Raw genomic sequence first — 18,801 nt, 5'->3', positions numbered from 1 at the left:
AAAATAGGGCGATGATCCGTGCTTAGCGGATGATCTGTGGACGCAACCGAAGTTTGGGGCGCGCTTGTGACGGAAGGTGGCGATTAAGTCGTTTGTTGGCAATGCCAAAGACGCCAATAATCAACAGGGTCACAAGAATGAAATACATCGCCAAGATCGGGTAGGGTACAAACGGGTTGAACGTTTTGTCCGCGAAGTAGCTGGCGTAATACAGCGCGTCTCCGCGTTGTTGGCGCGCAGGAAATCCGGTGAAGAAAATCAACGTGGTTGAGTGAAACAGAAAAATCGCTTCGTTGGTGTAGGCAGGCCACGCGAGGCGCAACATCGTTGGAAAAACGATCCGCTTGAACCGTGGCCAGCCGCTCATCCCATATGCGTCTGCGGCCTCAGTATCGCCTTTGGGAATTGATTTCAGCGCGCCGTAAAATATCTCGGCTGAGTAGGCGGAGGTGTTACAAAAGAGCACGATTAACGCACCGAGCCACGCCGCCGAAAGGCTTTCGAACATTGGATGGATTGGTTTGAGCGATAAAAAGACGAAGTATCCGAAAAAGAACTGAATAAAGAGCGGTGATCCGCGGAATATAAAAATGAACCATTCGGAGGGTTTGCGCAAAAGCACCCTTGGGCTGTCTTTTCCCATAGCAAGAGCGACCGCGAAACAAAAGCCAAACATCAGGGCGAACAAGCCAAAGTAGATGTTCCAGATCATGCCTGACCCGATCAGCGTAAACTGTTGACACAACGTAAAATCACTGCGCGGCAAAAGCCGTTCGCCGTACCCGATGGCGCGTAGACCGTAATCAAGGATGGTTTGGGTGCAACTCATCACGTGGCCTTTCTTTGGGCTTCACCAGCGGCTGTGGCCTGTCCATGGGTCAAGCGCGCCATGACGCGGTCAAGAACCACTTCAGAGACTTTGGTAAAGGCCAAATAAAAGACGAGCAGCGCCAAGAAATACCACATCCGCCAATCGCCGTGGGGGTAATCTGTGAAGCGCGGGTTTTTTGTACCGCCTAGTTCACGCGCCCAATAGACAATATCCTCAACGCCCAGCAAAAACAAAAGCGGCGTCGCTTTGATCAGCACCATCCAGAGGTTCGACAGGCCGGGCAGAGCAAATACCCACATTTGCGGCACCAAGATGCGCCAGAAGGTTTGGCGCTTGCTCATGCCGTATGCCGCCGCCGTTTCGAGTTGCGCGGCTGGAACAGCACGCATAGCGCCAAACAAAACGTTGCCTGCGAAAGCCCCGAAAACGATGGCAAACGTCAGCACGGCTACGAAAAAGCCGTAGACCTCATGGACCCATTGCGGTGCGTTGCCTTGGGGCAGTTTTGCCTCGGCGCAGACGACAAAATCGTTGCCTTGACGGATTGCATCTGTCCAGTCAGGGCACAGGACTTGGTGGCGGGCCCATTCAAAACCTTGGTCTAATGCGATCACAAAAAAGAGGAAAAAGGCAATGTCCGGCACGCCGCGTATTAGCGCCATGTATGTTTTTCCAAACCATCTCAGTGGCGTAAAAGATGATCGCGCGGCAGCCGCACCGCCAAAACCAAACATCAAAGCAGCGGGTGCAGTAATCGCCAACAGTAAAAGAACCGTGCCCACGGACCAGTAAAGCGACATGTGCTTACCGGTGGTCAGATAACACGCCATCCAGCGCCAGTCAGCCAACAGGCTGGGGTCTGAGCAAAATTCAAAGATGGCGGGCCTCTGCGGGTTATGGCCGAAATGTTGGCGGGTTGGGGGTGGTCACCACATATCAAAAGGGGCGCTTGTGTGCCAAGCGCCCCTTCGGGATGTTTTGACCGCTTAGAAAGGGGCGGATTCAGGCAGCCACTTTGCGATCAGTACGTTCAGTGAACCGTCTGCTTTCATGCTTTCGATTGCTGCAGAGAATTTCTCTTTCAGCTCTGTGTCGCTTTCACGGATGCCCATGCCGATGCCGCCGCCAAGCAATACGTCATCGCCGACCATTTGCAGGTCTGCATCTTCAGCTGCGATTGGCTCGAGGAATGCACGGTCTGCAAGGACAGCGTCCGCTTCGCCTGATTTCACGGCTGCAACTGTTTCTTCTGGTGTTGCGAACTCGAGAAGTGTCGCGCCCATTGAGGCAACGTGGCCCGCTTGGATCGTACCAGTTTGCGCAGCGATCACGCCACCTGCCAGATCAACGTCAGCAGATGCTGCTACGAATGAAGAGGGATCAGGCTGTGTGTAAGGTGTTGTGAAATCGATGACTTCGTCACGCTCGGCTGTGATGGACATGCCTGCGATGATTGCGTCGTAGTTGCCGGATACGAGGTTCGGGATGATGCTGTCCCACTCGTTCGTGACCCACTCGCATGTCAGTTCAGCGCGTGCGCACAGCTCATCACCTACTTCGCGCTCAAAGCCATCAACTTCGCCTGCGTCATTGAGGAAGTTGTAGGGAGGGTAGGCGCCCTCGGTTCCCAAACGAACCACAGAGTGGCTACCTGCGAGTGCAGCACCTGCGGTGATTGCAAGCAAAGCGGTTGCTGTAATTAGTGTCTTCATGAGGTTTCTCCCTTGTCTCATTAAGTCGGTACTGGTGTTGTTATGCGCTGCCAGCAGAAAGAAATTGCTGCAAACGCTCGGATTTTGGCGCGCCAAACAACTCGTCAGGTGCGCCTTCTTCTTCGATCAGCCCTTGGTGCAAAAACACAACGTGATCAGACACATCGCGGGCAAGGTTCATGTCATGGGTAACGATCAGCATCGTGCGCCCCTCAGCGGCAAGGTCTTTGATCACGCGGATCACTTCTTGCTCAAGCTCTGGGTCAAGGGCGGACGTCGGCTCGTCAAATAGCAGGGCCTTTGGCTCCATGCACAGGGCGCGCGCGATGGCAGCACGCTGTTGCTGGCCACCAGAAAGCTGTGCGGGATACACATCGCATTTGTCCCCAATGCCAACTTTTTCGAGATATTTGCGTGCAGAGGCTTCAACTTCTGACTTGGCGCGCCCCAACACAGTAACAGGCGCCTCCATAACATTTTCAAGAATTGTCATATGGGCCCACAGATTAAACTGTTGGAACACCATGCAAAGATTAGTGCGGATATGGCGAACCTGAGCAGCATCAGAGGGGCGGCGCGCTTGGGCTGTGCCGCGCCAATTTACTGGATCGCCTTCGAAAATCACATCGCCTTGCTGGCTATCTTCGAGCAGGTTCGCACAGCGCAAAAGCGTGGATTTTCCGGAACCAGATGAGCCGATGAGCGAAACCACATCCCCACGTTCCGCGCGGATACCGACCCCTTTAAGAACCTCAAGCTCTCCGTAGGATTTGTGCAAATCCTTCAATTCGATGACAGTGTCGGTGGTCACAGCTATCCCTGCAAATGTTAGCCCTTTAATACACTTCGATTCTACAGAAATTGCAATGGTATGCGCCAAACTTGACCCAGCGGAACTTGGCGCCGCTATGGCTATTTTTAGCTTTCCTAAGTGCTGATCCGTTGGCGCGCCAAGTTGCTGTCGATATCAGAGACACCAAGGAACGACACAACCATGCGTAAAAGCGAATCTTCTTCGTCATCACGCTCACCATCCGCCAATGCAACGGTCCATAGCGCTTCGACGACTGCGATGCGGTCTTCATAGGCGACTGCATCTTTGATAGCGCGGGTAAAGCGCACTGTGTCCGGCGCTTCTTTTTCCAACTCTTCGGCCTGCAGTTTTAGGCTTTGAGCATCGCTGCCAGACAGCCCGTAGCGGGCCTGAATGATCGACATGATGCGCTGTTGTTCCGCAAGCGCGTAATCCCCGTCAGATTTGGCAAGCCGGACCAGCAGTCCCGTTAGGGCAAGCCGCGCGTCCACATCCGCAAGCTGGGCGGGTTTATCGGCCGTGAGGCGGTTTAGAAGTTGTGCAAACATATTCGACATCTATGCTTTTCAAAAGGGCTTTCAAGTGGCGTGCCAGACTGCACAGCGTCTAGCCGTCATATCCTTCGACGATAACCAAATCGGTCAATGCGATTGGCTCTCGTAGGGCTTTGGCGGCTTGATATTCCGCGCTGTTGTAGCAAGCGTAGGCAGCCTCAATACTTGGGAATTCAATGACGACGGTGCGTGAGCGGGCAGTACCTTCTTCAAGGGTTTGTTCGCCGCCTCGGACGACAAAACGCGCGCCAAATTCTGCGAATGGGGCGGCATTTGCGGCCTTGTAGGCTTCATAGCCTTTAGGGTCTGAGACATCTCCGTGCGCAATCCAGTATCCTTTGGGCATGTATTTCTCCGATTTGTGATGGGGTGAATAAGTGGGCTGATTAGGCGGAAGGGACGGTAATTTGCCCTTGTGAGATTGGCACGGCGCTGCCCGCGATACGCACCGCAGTCAGCACGCCGCTTGCTACATCCGCTTCAAAGTAGATCTCGCTTGGTCGCCCCATGGAAACGCCTTGGGTCAATTGCAGTTTGGTTGTGCTGTCTTTGTCCAGCGCACCGTTTTGCAAAAGCTGGCTGGCCAGAATTGCGCTTGCGCTGCCTGTTGCGGGATCTTCGGGAATACCGGCAGTGGGGGAAAACATTCGCGCATTAAAGCTTGGTGTATAGAGATACGCACTGTCCAACTGACAGGCTTGCATCAGTTGATCCCAAGCGGGCTGGAGTGGGCGCGCTTGTTGCAACGCGGCCTCATTCACCACGGGAATATAAAGAAAACGCGGCCCGCCTTCGTGCACGCCTGCCGTGTGAGGGCCAAGTTGCGTGGTGGTCAGGCCCAAAGCGGAGGCGGCTAATTCAGGATTGACGGCAATATTGCAGTCAAAAGGTACAACAGGCGCGGTAAATTGTGCTGTGTCGTTGGTAATTGTGACGGGTACAAGTCCGGCAACTTCTTCAAGCACTACATGATCCAAGCCACGCTTTTTGGCCAGATGCAGCGCGCAGCCAATGGTGGGATGACCTGCAAAAGGGATTTCAGCGGTTGGGAAAAAGATCCGCACCTTAGCCGTGTTCGCAGTATCATCTGCCGTCTGCACAAAAATGGTTTCCGACAAGTTGAATTCACGCGCAATTGTTTGCATCTGTGCTGTGCTCAGATCGTCTGCGCCCTCAACAATGGCCAATGGATTGCCACTGAACGGGCGCTGCGTGAATACGTCGTAGGTTGTGAAGTCGAGAGTTGGCATCCGGTCCACCTTGTAGGGACGACCTAGCTGATCGTCCCGTACATTTGAATGGTTTTCGCCGGTGCGGGCAAGAGCGCTTCGATCCGCTCCATCAAGTTGTGTTCGGGGCCCGTTTCTGGGCCGTCGCAATTTACCACAAGCAGCAAATCATCCATCAGAGCGTCCCGCTCATGGGCGGGTGTCTCATGGGCTAGCAAACGGCCCAGAGCTTCGGTGTGGGGGTATTCGCGTTCAAGCGTTTCACCGGATGCACGCAATTGCGCCGCGGCAATACCATTTAAACCCAGACGGCGTTTTAGAACCTCATCAATCGTGGTTATCTCTGCCAAGTTGAGAGGGCCGTCGCTACGCGCAAGCCGCACCAGCAGTGCTGCAAGGGTCACGTGGTCATCGAGTGCTGGTAAAACGGGTTCGGGTCGGGCCGGTCGTGAAACCACCCCAAAAATTCTGCCTATCATATCTGCTCCTAGCGCCGCGATTGTTCGCGATCATTACGTTAGCAATGGCCCAGAGGTGACGGTTTCCAAAGGGAAAAATGAAAAAGGCGAATCATGTCTTGGGGAGTGTTGCAAAAAAACGCGCCCTGCAGGTGCGGGACGCGTTTCATGTATTTCAACAAAGCAAGGCGGGTTTAGACGAGGCGAGAAGCCTCTTTTGCCGCTTTCACAAACCCCTCAAACAGGGGGTGCGGTGCGAAAGGCTTGGATTTCAGTTCCGGATGGAACTGTACGCCGATGAACCAAGGGTGGTCACGCCACTCAACGATTTCGGGCAGGGTGCCGTCTGGGGACATGCCCGAGAACAACAACCCACATTCTTCAAGCTGCTTGCGGTACTTCGTATCAACTTCATACCGGTGGCGGTGGCGCTCTTCGATTGACGTCGTGCCGTACACTTCGGCGACTTTAGATCCTTCGACCAGTGTCGCGTCATATGACCCCAAGCGCATGGTCCCGCCTTTGTCGTCATCTGCCTTGCGCTGAACTTTTGCGTTGCCCTGCACCCATTCTTTGAGGTGGTAGACAACCGGCTCAAACCGCTTTTTGCCGGCCTCATGGTCGAACTCTTCGGAACCGGCGTCCGCCAGCCCAGCCACATTTCGTGCGGCTTCAATGACAGCCATTTGCATGCCAAGGCAAATCCCGAGGTAGGGCACTTTACGGGTGCGGGCGAATTCTGCCGCTTTGATTTTACCTTCTGTGCCGCGCTCGCCAAAGCCGCCCGGAACCAAAATCGCGTGGAACCCTTCAAGGTGTGGAGCAGGGTCTTCACGGTCGAAGAGTTCTGCGTCGACCCATTCAATTTTGACCTTCACACGGTTGGCCATGCCGCCGTGGGTTAGAGCTTCGTTGATTGACTTATAAGCGTCTTCCAGCTGGGTGTATTTGCCGACAATCGCGACTTTGACTTCGCCCTCGGGATTATACACGCGGTCAGCCACATCTTCCCAACGCTTGAGGTTGGGCTGCGGGGCAGGTGTAATGCCAAAGGCGTCCAATACTGCTTGGTCCATGCCTTCACGGTGATAGGCCAGTGGGGCTTCGTAGATGGATTTAAGGTCTTGCGCCGCAATCACGCTCTCGGGGCGCACGTTGCAGAAAAGGGCCAGCTTTTCACGCTCTTTTTCCGGGATTGGACCCTCTGAACGGCAAACAAGAATGTCCGGTGCCAACCCGATTGAGCGGAGTTCCTTGACCGAGTGTTGGGTCGGCTTTGTCTTCAACTCGCCCGAGGCTTTGATGAACGGCAGCAACGTCAGGTGCATAAAGATACAGTCACCGCGTGGCTTATCGTTGGCGAATTGACGAATGGCCTCAAAGAAGGGCAGGCCTTCGATGTCCCCAACAGTGCCGCCGATTTCGCACAGCATAAAATCAACTTCATCATCACCAATGTCGATGAACTCTTTGATCTGGTTGGTTACATGGGGGATTACTTGGATTGTTTTGCCCAGATAATCTCCGCGCCGTTCTTTTTCGAGAACGGTTGAGTAAATCCGACCAGATGAGACGGAATCACTGTTGCGCGCCGCGACGCCGGTGAAGCGCTCATAGTGGCCAAGGTCCAAATCAGTTTCTGCGCCGTCGTCCGTCACAAACACTTCACCGTGCTCAAACGGTGACATCGTGCCCGGATCGACATTGAGGTAGGGGTCCAGCTTACGCAGGCGGACAGTAAAGCCTCGCGACTGCAAAAGAGCGCCCAAAGCGGCAGATGCAAGGCCTTTGCCAAGCGAGGAAACAACACCACCTGTAATAAAAATAAACCGTGCCATGGTGTGAGATATCCCCGTGTTTTGTTGCATGCTCGGTGCAAAACAGCACCTCAGATGCGCTGTATCACGGGATTTAATCCTATCAGGATTCGGACGAGGCGCGCAACCAGTCAAACGCAATATAGGGCGGAATTAATATCGCCATATACTATAGATAGTGTAAGAAAGCCGCTTTTAGATCAGGTGTTTAGGCTGGCATATGTTGTGTTGGGTTATTTAGTCAGCACGCGGTGTCGCTGGCTCATCCGCGGATGGAGGCAGTAAGTCCGCGCCCGCCGGGGCCACAGGTGCTGTCTCCGCAGAAGGAGGTGCCAATTGATCCACCACAGAGCTGCCGTTGCCATCAAGGGACGTCAAAACGGTCATTAGCAATGCGACCGTCATAAACGCGATACCCAAAATCCACGTCACTTTTGACAAGGCTGATGCTGCAGAGCGGCCGGTCATAACGCCGCCACCGCCGCCACCACTGCCCATGCCAAGGCCGCCGCCTTCAGACCGTTGAAGCAGCACAACGCCGATCAAAGCCAAAGCTAGCAACAACAAAACAATCAGCAGTACGTTTTCCATGGAGACGCTCGTTTATCAAAGGTTGGCCGGTATGTAGTGGGAACGGCCCAATGTCGCAAGGTCCGAATGTAGGGGATTTATCATTCATTTGGCGCTGCTGCCGAGGTAACTCTATCAGCTTTGAGGTTTGAGCGCGCCTTTCACCCTTTCCCCTGCCGTGCCTCTGTCTTATAGGGACCACGGTTTGATCTCTAGGCATGAAGGCAGAGCGCAATGGCAAACGTAGTGGTGGTTGGCGCCCAGTGGGGTGACGAAGGCAAAGGTAAGATCGTTGATTGGCTCTCAGAGCGCGCAGACGTCATTGCCCGCTTCCAAGGGGGCCACAATGCAGGCCACACGCTGGTTATTGATAGCAACGTCTACAAGTTGCATGCGCTGCCATCCGGTGTGGTGCGTGGCGGCAAACTGTCCGTTATTGGGAACGGCGTTGTGTTGGACCCATGGCACTTGATGAAAGAGATCGAGACAGTCCGTGCCCAAGGTGTTGAAATCACGCCCGAGACATTGATGGTTGCTGAAAATACACCATTGATTTTGCCAATCCACGGCGAACTGGATCGCGCACGTGAAGAAGCTGCAAGCGCTGGCACCAAGATTGGTACAACAGGCCGCGGTATCGGGCCCGCATATGAAGATAAAGTGGGACGCCGTTCTGTTCGCGTAGCTGACCTGGCTGATGATGCAACACTTGTTGCGCGTGTTGATCGCGCGTTGCAGCACCACAACCCGCTGCGCAAAGGTTTGGGCATCGAGCCCGTAGACCGCGAAGCACTGTTGAACGAGTTGCGCGCCATTGCGCCACAGTTGTTGCCTTACGCGGCACCAGTCTGGAAAGTGTTGAACGAGCGTAGCAAAGCCGGTCAGCGGATTTTGTTCGAAGGCGCCCAAGGTGCACTACTCGACATCGATTTTGGCACATACCCGTTCGTAACATCTTCTAACGTAATCGCAGGGCAGGCTGCGACGGGTACAGGTCTTGGGCCAACGGCGATTGATTTTGTTTTGGGCATCGTCAAAGCCTACACCACCCGTGTGGGTGAAGGGCCGTTCCCGACCGAGCTGGAAGATGCAGACGGCCAACGTCTTGGTGAGCGTGGCCATGAGTTCGGAACGACAACAGGGCGCAAGCGTCGTTGTGGTTGGTTTGACGCGACCATCGTACGTCAGACCTGCGCCACGTCCGGCGTTTCTGGTATCGCGCTAACCAAGCTTGATGTTCTCGACGGTTTTGACACGCTCAAAATTTGCGTCGGTTATGATCTGGATGGCGAGCGTCTTGATTACCTGCCAACAGCCGCGGACCAACAAGCGCGCGTGACACCGATCTATGAAGAAATTGAAGGCTGGCAAGATAGCACTGCTGGTGCAAAGTCATGGGCCGATTTGCCTGCTGCGGCCATCAAATATGTCCGCCGGATCGAAGAGTTGATCAACTGTCCTGTCGCCCTAGTTTCCACCTCACCAGAGCGCGAAGACACCATTCTCGTGACAGACCCCTTTGCGGACTAAAAAATTCGCACCTTAACATTTCCGGAGGCCACCAATGGCGCTAAGCCACAAAGCAAAGAGACGTTGGTCACTGTTTATCCTGATTTTTGGGGTGCCGATTTACATTGTTATGGCGGTGACACTCATTGATCTGCTCCGGGACATGATGGGACGGCCCTCCATTTGGGTCGAGCTGGGCGTATTTGTCGTACTTGGTGTTTTATGGGCGTTTCCACTAAAGGCGGTCTTCAAAGGGGTTGGGCAAGCTGATCCGAATGCGCCACCGGAAGATGAACAGCACTGATTGAAAAAAAGCGGCCCCAAATTCAGGGGCCGCTTTTTTGTTTCTGCTCACCACGTCTTTCAATTAAATGGCGTTATCAAGCCTCGCGCCGCAGGGGGGCGAATTCTTGGTTGGGATTAAACCGGCTGGTTTCTTGGACCACGAACTGCCCTGGTTTTTGTTTTTGGAACTTACCTTGGCGCAACAACTGTCCGAACGATCGTAACCCGTCCTCGCGACTAAATCCGTCGTCACTTGCGCTGCTTGCTTTTGACATGACCTGTGGGCGCGAGAACGTTGGCTGCCCTTCGACGACTGCAAGATAAACTGCCGCTGCCTCAAGCAAATCGGGAAGTCCATGTGCGCCCATTTGGGTGGCGAACTCTGAAAAGCTTTCGGCCTGAAATGCCGGAATCGTAGTGGTCGGACTTATTGGTGCCTTGGGCGGGGCCGTCTGTGGATTGATAGCGGAGGTTTGCTGGGCAACGGGTTTTGACCCGCGAACAACACGGCGCGGACGGACAGGACGCACAGGGAGTGTCGTATCCTCATCTTGCATCTCAGGTTTCGGTGCTTGCGGAATGTCTACACGTTGCTCGGCCACCAACTTAAGCGGGGCTGCGGGCGCTGGGCGCACGGCGTCGGCCAAATCTGCACGGTACTCATCCGTCTGATCAGCATTGCCATTTCCAAAGCCCGCGGCGAGGTCAGCTGCTTTTGATGCAACCGCTGCTTTCAGGTGCGCAATAGCGTTTTGCTTGCGACCGGTTTCGGCGGTAGCCAACTCGCGGTCCGCTTGCTGCATCAAACGCTCCATATCAATTGGCGCGTCTTCACGAGTTTGGGCAGCCGCTTCTTTGCGGGCATCGACCTCCGCCTCGGCAAGCATTGCTGCAAGAGCGTCTGCTGCGTCATCTTTTTCGGCGGTGGCGGCTTCGTCAGGCGTGTTAGTCGCAAGGTTAGACACGCGTGGGTCCTTTGCGCGCGCTTCAGTTTCCGGCTTAGATTCTGGAGTGAATTCTGGGGTGGTCGCCTCGGCCACGTTTTGCACTTCGTCCTCGGCCGCAAGAGCCGCCGCGAGTTCGGCTTGCAAATCCGCTTCATCCTCGGGGCTTAGGGAAGAGGGTGTTGTGAGCATAATTTTCGGGTTGTCCGTCGCGGTGTCTGTTGTCTCCAAGTCAGTTTCGTCCTCTGCATCGAGAGGGTCATCCATCAGATCAGCATCGTCTTGGGCGCTCTCGTCTGCTGGGCTGGCGGCTTCAACCTTACTGTCCTGCAGGACTTCGTTTTCTTCCCGTTCATCGCTTTCATCGTCGAACAACTCTTCCAACTCGCCGCTGTCCAATGCGCGCTCAAGATCTGCTTTTTTGACTTTGATAACCCGTGCAACGGGGCTGGTTGCGGCCTCAACTTTGGGGGCGGGCGCAACTGCGTCGTTGGCCTCATCGTTTTCGACAGTCGAGATGAAGCTATCGATATCGAAATCGTCCGCAGCTAAGTCTGTTTCGGTTTCAGTCGGTGCTTCAACTGATGTGACGGGGGCGGCGTTATCTGTTGTTGGGGCGTCATCGCTGGTATGCAAATCCGCAAAGGCAGTGTCGATACTACGTTCTGCATCGGCGTGCTGATCTTCGATAAATTCACTGGGGTTGGGTATAATCGCAGCGGTGTTTGGTGCTGCGCTGCGCATGGCCTCGCTTTTGTTTGCTGCAGACGATTGGACCGCGGACCTGATGCGCTTGAGCTTTTCGGCAGCGCTTGCAACGCCACTATCAGTCTGTGATTGGCCGCTTGCTGTGGCTGTATTGGGCACCGTCGCCGCGTTTTGCGGGCTGCTTACGTCGGGCTGGGCAGCTGGTGCGGGGGCAGGGCTGCTCGGGCTAGCGCTGAGTTTGACGTCATTGCCTTCAATGCGACCAATCACGCGCCGCTCAATTTCACGCTCTGCAATACGGGCCAGCATCTCTGCGTCTGGTACGGGTGGTTCTGCGCCAAAGTAGCGATCCTCAGCCGCAAGGTCGCGGAAATACTCCGCAATCGCTTTCATCGCATTGAAGGAGTCGTCGAACCCCTCAAGCGTGCATGAAAACGTCCCATATGAGACTGTTAGAATTTTATTTGGCCCTACCATGGTGTACTCGCTTTCTTTGTAATCCAGCGGGGAACGGTTTAACGTGATACATGTGTCAAATTTGAACAATGCCGCGTTGATGGCGGTATTATTTCAAGGCAGAATTGTGATCTGTTTCCAACTTAGGCAGTAATGTTAAATGTCCAAAGCAATTGTTTCACAAAACGCTCCCGTTTTACTTGTTGGTGGTGGTACGACTCATCGCGATGATTGGTCTTTAGCGTCTAAGTGTGGTTGCGTTGTGGCTGTGGATGGCGGGGCGGATGCAGCCTTGGCCAATCGCGTGACACCTGATTTTGTGATCGGCGATCTGGACAGTATCAGCGGAGCCGGCCATGACAAACTCGCGGATCGGGTCATTGCAGTGTCCGAGCAAGACACTACGGATTTCGACAAAGCGCTGCGCAATATCGATGCGCCGCTTATCTATGCCATCGGGTTTACGGGCGCGCGCATGGATCACAGCCTTGCTGTGCTTAGCGGCCTTGTAAAAGCACCCAAGTCTCGCTGCATCGTGGTGGGCGAGGTCGATACGGTTTGTCTTGCGCCAGCGCGTCTTGATTTTAGGGATGTGACGGCGCAAACGCGGGTTTCACTGTTTCCGATGGGACCCGCACGGGCAAGCTCGACTGGGCTGAAGTGGGCGCTTGATGGCATTCGTTTTAGTCCCGACAGCGCTATCGGCACCTCGAACGAGGCTTTGGGCGGCGCCGTCACAATCGAAACATACGATCCCAAAATGTTGCTTATTTTGCCCCGTACGCTGATCTATGTGCTGGCGGATGCATTACGTGCCGCACCCAGCTGGTAGGTGCTTGAAACGGGTTGTGGTCAGCAGTTCGGAATATTGACGGCCAGACCGCCGAGAGACGTTTCTTTGTATTTCTCTGACATATCCGCACCCGTCTGGCGCATGGTCTCAATCGCCGCGTCAAGCGGGACGAGATGTGTTCCATCGCCGCGCATCGATAGTGATGCCGCAGACACGGCCTTGATCGCGCCAAGGCCATTACGCTCAATGCAGGGCACCTGAACCAAGCCACGCACCGGATCGCAGGTCATGCCCAAGTGATGCTCAAGTGCGATTTCTGCGGCGTTTTCGATTTGCTCAGTCGTGCCACCTAAAACAGCCGTCAGGCCAGCGGCGGCCATTGCGGCGGCGCTACCTACTTCGGCCTGACAGCCCGCTTCTGCGCCCGAAATTGACGCATTGAATTTCACCAAACCGCCAATCGCCGCAGCGGTCAGCAAAAATTCCGGTACGCGGCTGACAGATGCGCCAGGCACGTGATCGAGGTAGTAGCGTATGGTTGCCGGCACAACGCCGGCGGCCCCATTGGTGGGCGCTGTGACCACCTGTCCACCGGCCGCGTTTTCTTCATTTACGGCCATTGCGTAGACGCTCATCCAGTCGTTGATCGTGTGCGGCGCATTCAGATTCATTCCGCGTTCGGCCAACAATTTTTCATGGATATTTTTGGCGCGTCGTTTCACAGATAAACCACCGGGCAAGATGCCGTCACGGGCAAGCCCGCGATCAATACAGTCATTCATAACGTCCCAAAGGCGCGTAAGGCCTGCTTCAAGGTCCGCGCGGGGGCGGCGCGAAAGCTCATTGGCCTCTTTCATTTGGGCGATGGTTTTGCCCGATTGCGCGGACATTTCCATCATCTCGTTGGCGGATTTGAACGGGTAGGGCACGGGCGCGCCTTCTTCGGTCGCAGCACCACTTGCAAGCTCTTCTTCGGTGAGAACAAATCCACCGCCAATAGAGTAAAAGACCTGCGACAAGATAATATCGCCCTGCGCATCGGTGGCTTGCAGGCGCATTCCGTTGGCGTGACCTGTCAGGCGGGTGTCATAGTCAAAAATCAGATCCGAGGCAGGATCAAAATGCAAATTTGGTAGGCCATCATTGATGACTTCCTTGTCCGCGTTGATCGCCGTAAGCGCCGCCTCGGCTTTGGCCTCGTCGTAGGTGTCAGGCAAAAAGCCCGCCAGCCCAAGAATGGTCGCGCGGTCTGTTGCGTGACCTGCGCCTGTAAAGGCGAGTGAGCCGTGCAAAGAGGCCTTAAGCCCGTGAGCTGTGAACGGAGCCGCGCGCAGCATGTCCAAAAAGCGCGCAGCCGCAACCATCGGTCCCATTGTGTGAGACGAAGATGGGCCGATGCCCACTTTGAACATATCAAAGACAGATAAAAACATATGTAAGTGATACTTGCTTAAGGGCGAAGCGGACGTCTGATTGCGACGTTTCAAAGGGCCATTCGGTCAGAGGCGGAGGGCTTGGATCAAGCGCGGCGCAGACTTGTTGAATGCTGTGTACAAAACCCGCTCGCACCTTTGGCCGATGCGATTTATAGACGGCGCAACAGCAAAGATAAGGAGCACTGCCATGCCCGCTGAATTGTCACCCATCGAGAAGGCCAAGTTTGTCTCGGCCAAGCGCGCGAGTGATTTCGTTGAAACCGGAATGCGTGTCGGTCTGGGGACCGGATCAACTGCGGCGTGGATGGTGCGTTGCCTTGGAGAGCGCGTGAAAAACGACGGTCTCAAAATTAAGGGCGTTCCCACATCAAGCAGAACCGCAGCACTTGCCCAAAGTCTGGGCATTGAAGTGGTCACCCTTGATGAGGCCAAGTGGTTGGACCTGACCATCGATGGTGCGGATGAATATGATGCGGACCTAAGCCTTATCAAAGGGGGCGGCGGCGCGCATTTGCAGGAAAAAGTTGTGGCCACGGCCAGCGACCGCATGATCGTGATTGCGGATGCAGCCAAGAAAGTAGACACCCTCGGCGCGTTTCCACTGCCGCTCGAGGTGATCCCGTTCGGCTGGCAAACCACAAAAACCCTCGTGGAAGAAACGCTGGTTGGCATGGACGTTTTGGGTCGCACAACTGCGCTACGGATGAATGGTGACGCGCCGTTCGTAACGGATGAGGGCAACCACATTCTTGATCTGCATCTTGAGCGCATCGGCAATCCCCGCCAGTTGAGCCTTGTGATGAACCAAATTCCGGGCGTTGTGGAAAACGGGCTGTTTATCGATATTTGTGATGTCGTTGTCGTGGGGCACGGTGATGGCCGCGTTGAGGTGACAGACATTTCTAGTGGTACCGTTGAACATGACAGCGTCGATCTGATGGAACATGAAAACCTGTTTGCCGATCTGGGCTAATTGTTAGCCCTATTCGGAAATGACGGGGTGCATGGCGCGCTCTCAACTCTGTGATCGATAGCGCGCGCGGCTTGCGCTTGCCAAGCGGCCGTGTGCACACTGGTGCAGGACATAAAATGAAAACGCGCAGGTGGTGACACTGCTTGTGTGTTACTGAACAAAAAGAAAAGGGCCGTCGAATGGCATATGATTTTGACTTGTTTGTCATTGGTGGCGGTTCTGGCGGCGTGCGAGCAGCACGGGTTGCGGCGGCAACAGGTGCCAAAGTGGCTTTGGCCGAAGGGTCTCGATTGGGCGGTACATGTGTGATCCGCGGGTGCGTACCCAAAAAGCTGATGGTCTTTGCATCAGAGTACCCCGAAACGTTTGAAGCCGCGCGCAATTATGGTTGGGATGTGACCGCTGGTGATTTCAACTGGAGCACGTTTCACGGCAAATTAGTTGCGGAGTTGGATCGCCTTGAGGGCATTTACCGCCGCTTGTTGGACAATTCTGATGTTAAAATCTTTGACGCTTTTGCAAAGCTGGTGGATCCGCACACAGTTGAGTTGAATGATGGTGAACGTGTCACGGCAAAGACTATTTTGATCGCGACCGGCGGTACGCCAACGCGGCCTGATATTGCTGGCGCCGAATTAGGCATTGTCAGCGACGATATTTTCCATGTTGAGACATTGCCCAAGACGATGCTGATCATCGGCGGCGGTTATATCGCGTCTGAATTTGCGGGCATTATGAACGGCCTCGGTGTAAAGGTCAGCCAGTGGTATCGCGGCGAGCAAATCCTGCGCGGCTTTGATGAAGAAGCGCGCAACTTGGTGGCGGAAGGAATGCGCGAGAAAGGCGTTGATTTGGTCACCGGCGCGAGTGCTGCATCGCTTGAGAAAACGGATGCGGGAATTTTTGTCGAAGGCACCCACGGTATTGATGCGACGTTTGATGTGGTGATGTTTGCAACGGGCCGCCGGCCCTTGACAGATAACTTGGGTCTCGCCGCGGCAGGGGTTGCCACAGGCTCAAGCGGTCAGATTACAGTTGATAAGTTTTCACGCACCAGTGTTGAAAATATTTATGCGGTAGGTGACGTCACAAAGCGTGTAGAGTTAACGCCAGTCGCGATCCGCGAAGGTATGGCGTTTGTGGAAACCGTGTTTAATGACAACCCAACTGCCGTAGATCACGAGTTGATCCCATCGGCGATCTTTACACAGCCTGAGATGGGCACAGTTGGCCTGTCAGAGGAAGATGCGGCCAAGCAAGAGCCGATTGAGGTCTACTCGACTTCGTTCCGTCCGATGCAAACCGCGTTCGCGGAAGGGCAAGGCAAAGTTCTTATGAAACTGGTGGTTTCAAAGGCAACGCGGGTTGTTTTGGGCTGTCATATTGTCGCGCCTCACGCGGGTGAGTTGATCCAGCTGGCAGGTATTGCCGTGAAAATGGGCGCCACAAAAGAGCAGTTTGACCAAACATGCGCCGTTCACCCGACCATGTCGGAAGAACTGGTGACAATGAAAACGCCTGTGCGCAGCACTTGATCGGCGGAAGTTGCTTGAAATCACGCCACAATCGCCCACATAGAGTGGCATACCGACCCATTACTTAACGAAGAGAGCTTTTCATACATGGCTGGAAATAACGGCGGCCCTTGGGGTGGCGGAGGCGGAAATCGCGGCGGCGACGACCGTGGACAGGGAAATGACGGAAACCGTGGGAACGGTGGACGGCGTCCAAACGAGGGCGCGCAAATCCCGGAAATTGATGAGCTGATGAAAAAAGGCCAAGAGCAGTTGCGCGTCCTGATGGGTGGCAAAGGCGGTGGCACTGGTTCAGGCGGCAACGGCACCGGAGGCGGTGGGCCTATGCTGACCCGCGGTACGTTTGGCCTTGCCGCGTTGGCTGGTTTGGTTCTGTGGGGCATGGCATCGTTTTACACGGTCCGTCCTGAACAACAGTCCGTTGAGCTTTTCTTGGGTGAATTCCGCGGTGTTGGCACCGAAGGTCTAAACTTTGCCCCATGGCCGTTTGTGACAGCAGAAGTGTTCAACGTGACCACAAACCGCACCGAAGACATTGGCGTTGGTCGTGGCACAAACGGCGACAATGGCTTGATGCTGACGACTGATGAAAACATCGTCGATATTGATTTCCAAGTGGTTTGGAACATCAAGAACGCGCAAGATTTCTTGTTTAGCTTGGCTAATCCACGTCAATCAGTCGTTTCAATCTCGGAAGCGGCAATGCGCGAAGTTATTGCACAGTCGGAACTTGCGCCAATCTTGAACCGTGACCGTGCAGCGATTGAAGCCGAGGTGCGCACCCGTATCCAAGGTACCCTTGATGACCGCGACAGTGGTATCAACATTGTGCGTGTCAACTTCAACAAAGTGGACCCGCCAAGCCAGCAGGTCGCCCTAACTGATAATGACGGTAACACCCGAAATGTCAGCGTTATTGACGCTTTCCGCGATGTTCAGGCCGCCGAACAAGAGCGTGACCGCGTTGAGCGTCAAGCAGACGCCTATGCAAACGCACGCCTTGCGGATGCACGTGGTGAATCTGCGCGGGTTCTAGAGGAAGCTGAAGCGTATCGCGCGCGCCAAGTGAACGGCGCCATCGGTGAGGCGTCACGCTTCTCATCCGTTTTGACTGAATACGCGCAAGCCCCCGATGTGACCCGCACCCGTCTTTACCTTGAGACGATGGAGCGCGTCTTGGGTGACGTGGATAAGATCATTCTTGAAGACACCAGCAGCGGTGGTGGACAAGGCGTTGTGCCTTACCTGCCTCTCAATGACCTGCGCCGTGGAGGATCAAACTAATGCGTAAGAATATTTATATCTTGCCTATTCTCGTGATCGTCGTGGCAACGGCCCTTTCGTCGATCTTCATTGTTGATGAGCGTAACAAAGCACTCGTGCTGCGGTTCGGTCAGATCGTGAACGTGGTTGAAGAGCCAGGTTTGGGCTTCAAAGTGCCGCTTCTTGATGAAGTCGTGCGCTACGAAGATCGTATTTTGTCGCTGCAAACACCCACGATCGAGGTCACCCCTGCGGATGACCGGCGTTTGGAGGTAGATGCGTTCGTTCTCTACCGGATTGCTGACATCATCCAGTTCCGTCAAGCGGTTTCATTTGGCGGTCTGCGCGAAGCAGAAGCACAGCTTGAAAACATTCTTGACGGTCAGATCCGTGCGGTTTTGGGTTCAGAAGGTGTGACATCCAACACTATTCTGTCACCTGAACGGAGTGCCTTGATGGAAAACATTCGCGTTCAAGCTGCCGCACGTGCGGACGCGTTGGGTCTTGCGGTTGTTGAGGTGCGCCTGCGTCAGACAAACCTGCCTGAGCAAAACTTTGACGCGACACTGCAACGTATGATCGCCGAGCGTGACCGTGAAGCAACCGACGAACGTGCCCGTGGCCGTGAGGCCGCATCACGTGTGCGTGCGCTTGCTGATCGTACATACGATGAGATCATTGCTGAAGCGACACGAGATGCGCGGATCATTGAAGGTGAAGCAGATGCGGAACGTAACCGCATCTTTGCGGAAGCCTACACGAAGGACCCGGAGTTCTTTGAATTCTACCGCTCACTTGCCGCTTACGAAGAAGCAATCAAGGGCAGTAACTCGACCCTCGTGTTGTCTCCCGATAGTGAGTTTTTCAACTACTTGCGCTCCGACACGGGCGCATCGGCAAACTAAGGCGAACG

The 18,801-nt window shown here is 54.7% G+C and carries 19 protein-coding genes; 7 read left to right on the top strand and 12 right to left on the bottom strand.

The window, feature by feature from the left end; translation table 11 throughout:
* Nucleotides 1-22: 22 nt before the first annotated feature.
* The 10 genes from NIG5292_RS04390 to secG form a co-directional block, all read right to left on the bottom strand.
* Nucleotides 23-829 (bottom strand): ABC transporter permease, encoded by an 807-nt coding sequence (locus NIG5292_RS04390; protein ID WP_048598285.1) that lies wholly within the window; start codon nucleotides 827-829, stop codon nucleotides 23-25.
* Nucleotides 829-1,710, bottom strand: a complete 882-nt coding sequence (locus NIG5292_RS04385; RefSeq protein ID WP_177193436.1) for an ABC transporter permease — start codon at nucleotides 1,708-1,710, stop codon at nucleotides 829-831. The genes NIG5292_RS04390 and NIG5292_RS04385 overlap by 1 nt, the downstream gene beginning before the upstream one ends.
* A gap of 108 nt (nucleotides 1,711-1,818) precedes the next feature.
* A complete protein-coding gene (locus NIG5292_RS04380; protein WP_048598283.1) occupies nucleotides 1,819-2,544 on the bottom strand; it encodes a transporter substrate-binding domain-containing protein in 726 nt (241 codons plus the stop codon).
* 40 nt (nucleotides 2,545-2,584) lie between these two features.
* Nucleotides 2,585-3,355 (bottom strand): ABC transporter ATP-binding protein, encoded by a 771-nt coding sequence (locus NIG5292_RS04375; protein ID WP_143081985.1) that lies wholly within the window; start codon nucleotides 3,353-3,355, stop codon nucleotides 2,585-2,587.
* A 116-nt stretch (nucleotides 3,356-3,471) separates the two neighbouring features.
* Nucleotides 3,472-3,906, bottom strand: coding sequence for a tellurite resistance TerB family protein (locus NIG5292_RS04370; protein WP_048598282.1), 435 nt, complete (start codon nucleotides 3,904-3,906; stop codon nucleotides 3,472-3,474).
* Between the two features lie 58 nt (nucleotides 3,907-3,964).
* Entirely contained in the window at nucleotides 3,965-4,258 is a 294-nt protein-coding gene (locus NIG5292_RS04365; RefSeq protein ID WP_048598281.1) for a DUF1330 domain-containing protein, read from the bottom strand.
* 40 nt (nucleotides 4,259-4,298) lie between these two features.
* Complete coding sequence (locus NIG5292_RS04360) at nucleotides 4,299-5,162, bottom strand: PhzF family phenazine biosynthesis protein (RefSeq protein ID WP_048598280.1); 864 nt, start codon at nucleotides 5,160-5,162, stop codon at nucleotides 4,299-4,301.
* Between the two features lie 23 nt (nucleotides 5,163-5,185).
* Complete coding sequence (locus NIG5292_RS04355) at nucleotides 5,186-5,620, bottom strand: tellurite resistance TerB family protein (RefSeq protein WP_048598279.1); 435 nt, start codon at nucleotides 5,618-5,620, stop codon at nucleotides 5,186-5,188.
* Nucleotides 5,621-5,793: 173 nt separating this feature from the next.
* Nucleotides 5,794-7,437, bottom strand: coding sequence for a CTP synthase (pyrG, locus tag NIG5292_RS04350; protein WP_048598278.1), 1,644 nt, complete (start codon nucleotides 7,435-7,437; stop codon nucleotides 5,794-5,796).
* Nucleotides 7,438-7,653: 216 nt separating this feature from the next.
* Nucleotides 7,654-8,007: a preprotein translocase subunit SecG gene (gene secG, locus NIG5292_RS04345; RefSeq protein ID WP_048598277.1), complete on the bottom strand. Its 354-nt coding sequence runs from the start codon at nucleotides 8,005-8,007 to the stop codon at nucleotides 7,654-7,656.
* Between the two features lie 213 nt (nucleotides 8,008-8,220).
* Between secG and NIG5292_RS04340 the strand changes: the two genes are divergently transcribed.
* Together NIG5292_RS04340 and NIG5292_RS04335 are read left to right on the top strand one after the other, a co-directional pair.
* Nucleotides 8,221-9,516, top strand: a complete 1,296-nt coding sequence (locus tag NIG5292_RS04340) for an adenylosuccinate synthase (protein ID WP_048598276.1) — start codon at nucleotides 8,221-8,223, stop codon at nucleotides 9,514-9,516.
* A gap of 34 nt (nucleotides 9,517-9,550) precedes the next feature.
* Nucleotides 9,551-9,799: a DUF2842 domain-containing protein gene (locus NIG5292_RS04335; RefSeq protein WP_048598275.1), complete on the top strand. Its 249-nt coding sequence runs from the start codon at nucleotides 9,551-9,553 to the stop codon at nucleotides 9,797-9,799.
* Between the two features lie 76 nt (nucleotides 9,800-9,875).
* Here the strand turns inward: NIG5292_RS04335 and NIG5292_RS04330 are convergent, their stop codons facing one another.
* Nucleotides 9,876-11,909 (bottom strand): hypothetical protein, encoded by a 2,034-nt coding sequence (locus NIG5292_RS04330; protein WP_048598274.1) that lies wholly within the window; start codon nucleotides 11,907-11,909, stop codon nucleotides 9,876-9,878.
* Between the two features lie 139 nt (nucleotides 11,910-12,048).
* Between NIG5292_RS04330 and NIG5292_RS04325 the strand changes: the two genes are divergently transcribed.
* Nucleotides 12,049-12,720: a thiamine diphosphokinase gene (locus tag NIG5292_RS04325; RefSeq protein ID WP_048598273.1), complete on the top strand. Its 672-nt coding sequence runs from the start codon at nucleotides 12,049-12,051 to the stop codon at nucleotides 12,718-12,720.
* Between the two features lie 20 nt (nucleotides 12,721-12,740).
* Here NIG5292_RS04325 and NIG5292_RS04320 read toward each other — a convergent pair whose 3' ends face one another.
* Complete coding sequence (locus NIG5292_RS04320) at nucleotides 12,741-14,114, bottom strand: L-serine ammonia-lyase (RefSeq protein ID WP_048598272.1); 1,374 nt, start codon at nucleotides 14,112-14,114, stop codon at nucleotides 12,741-12,743.
* Nucleotides 14,115-14,304: 190 nt separating this feature from the next.
* On the opposite strand from NIG5292_RS04320, the gene rpiA reads away from it, so the two are divergent.
* The 4 genes from rpiA (at nucleotide 14,305) to hflC (ending at nucleotide 18,793) form a co-directional block, all read left to right on the top strand.
* Nucleotides 14,305-15,090, top strand: coding sequence for a ribose-5-phosphate isomerase RpiA (gene rpiA / locus NIG5292_RS04315; protein WP_048598271.1), 786 nt, complete (start codon nucleotides 14,305-14,307; stop codon nucleotides 15,088-15,090).
* Between the two features lie 179 nt (nucleotides 15,091-15,269).
* Entirely contained in the window at nucleotides 15,270-16,625 is a 1,356-nt protein-coding gene (gor, locus tag NIG5292_RS04310) for a glutathione-disulfide reductase (protein ID WP_048598270.1), read from the top strand.
* 87 nt (nucleotides 16,626-16,712) lie between these two features.
* Complete coding sequence (gene hflK, locus NIG5292_RS04305; RefSeq protein ID WP_177193435.1) at nucleotides 16,713-17,909, top strand: FtsH protease activity modulator HflK; 1,197 nt, start codon at nucleotides 16,713-16,715, stop codon at nucleotides 17,907-17,909.
* Nucleotides 17,909-18,793: a protease modulator HflC gene (gene hflC / locus NIG5292_RS04300; protein ID WP_048598269.1), complete on the top strand. Its 885-nt coding sequence runs from the start codon at nucleotides 17,909-17,911 to the stop codon at nucleotides 18,791-18,793. Before hflK ends, hflC begins: the two co-directional genes overlap by 1 nt.
* The last annotated feature ends 8 nt before the right edge of the window (nucleotides 18,794-18,801 follow it).

Source organism: Nereida ignava, assembly GCF_001049735.1.
GTDB classification, from domain to species: Bacteria; Pseudomonadota; Alphaproteobacteria; order Rhodobacterales; family Rhodobacteraceae; genus Nereida; species Nereida ignava.
Note: the sequence above shows the minus strand (reverse complement) of the source record. Positions and strands in the feature narration are given on the sequence as shown.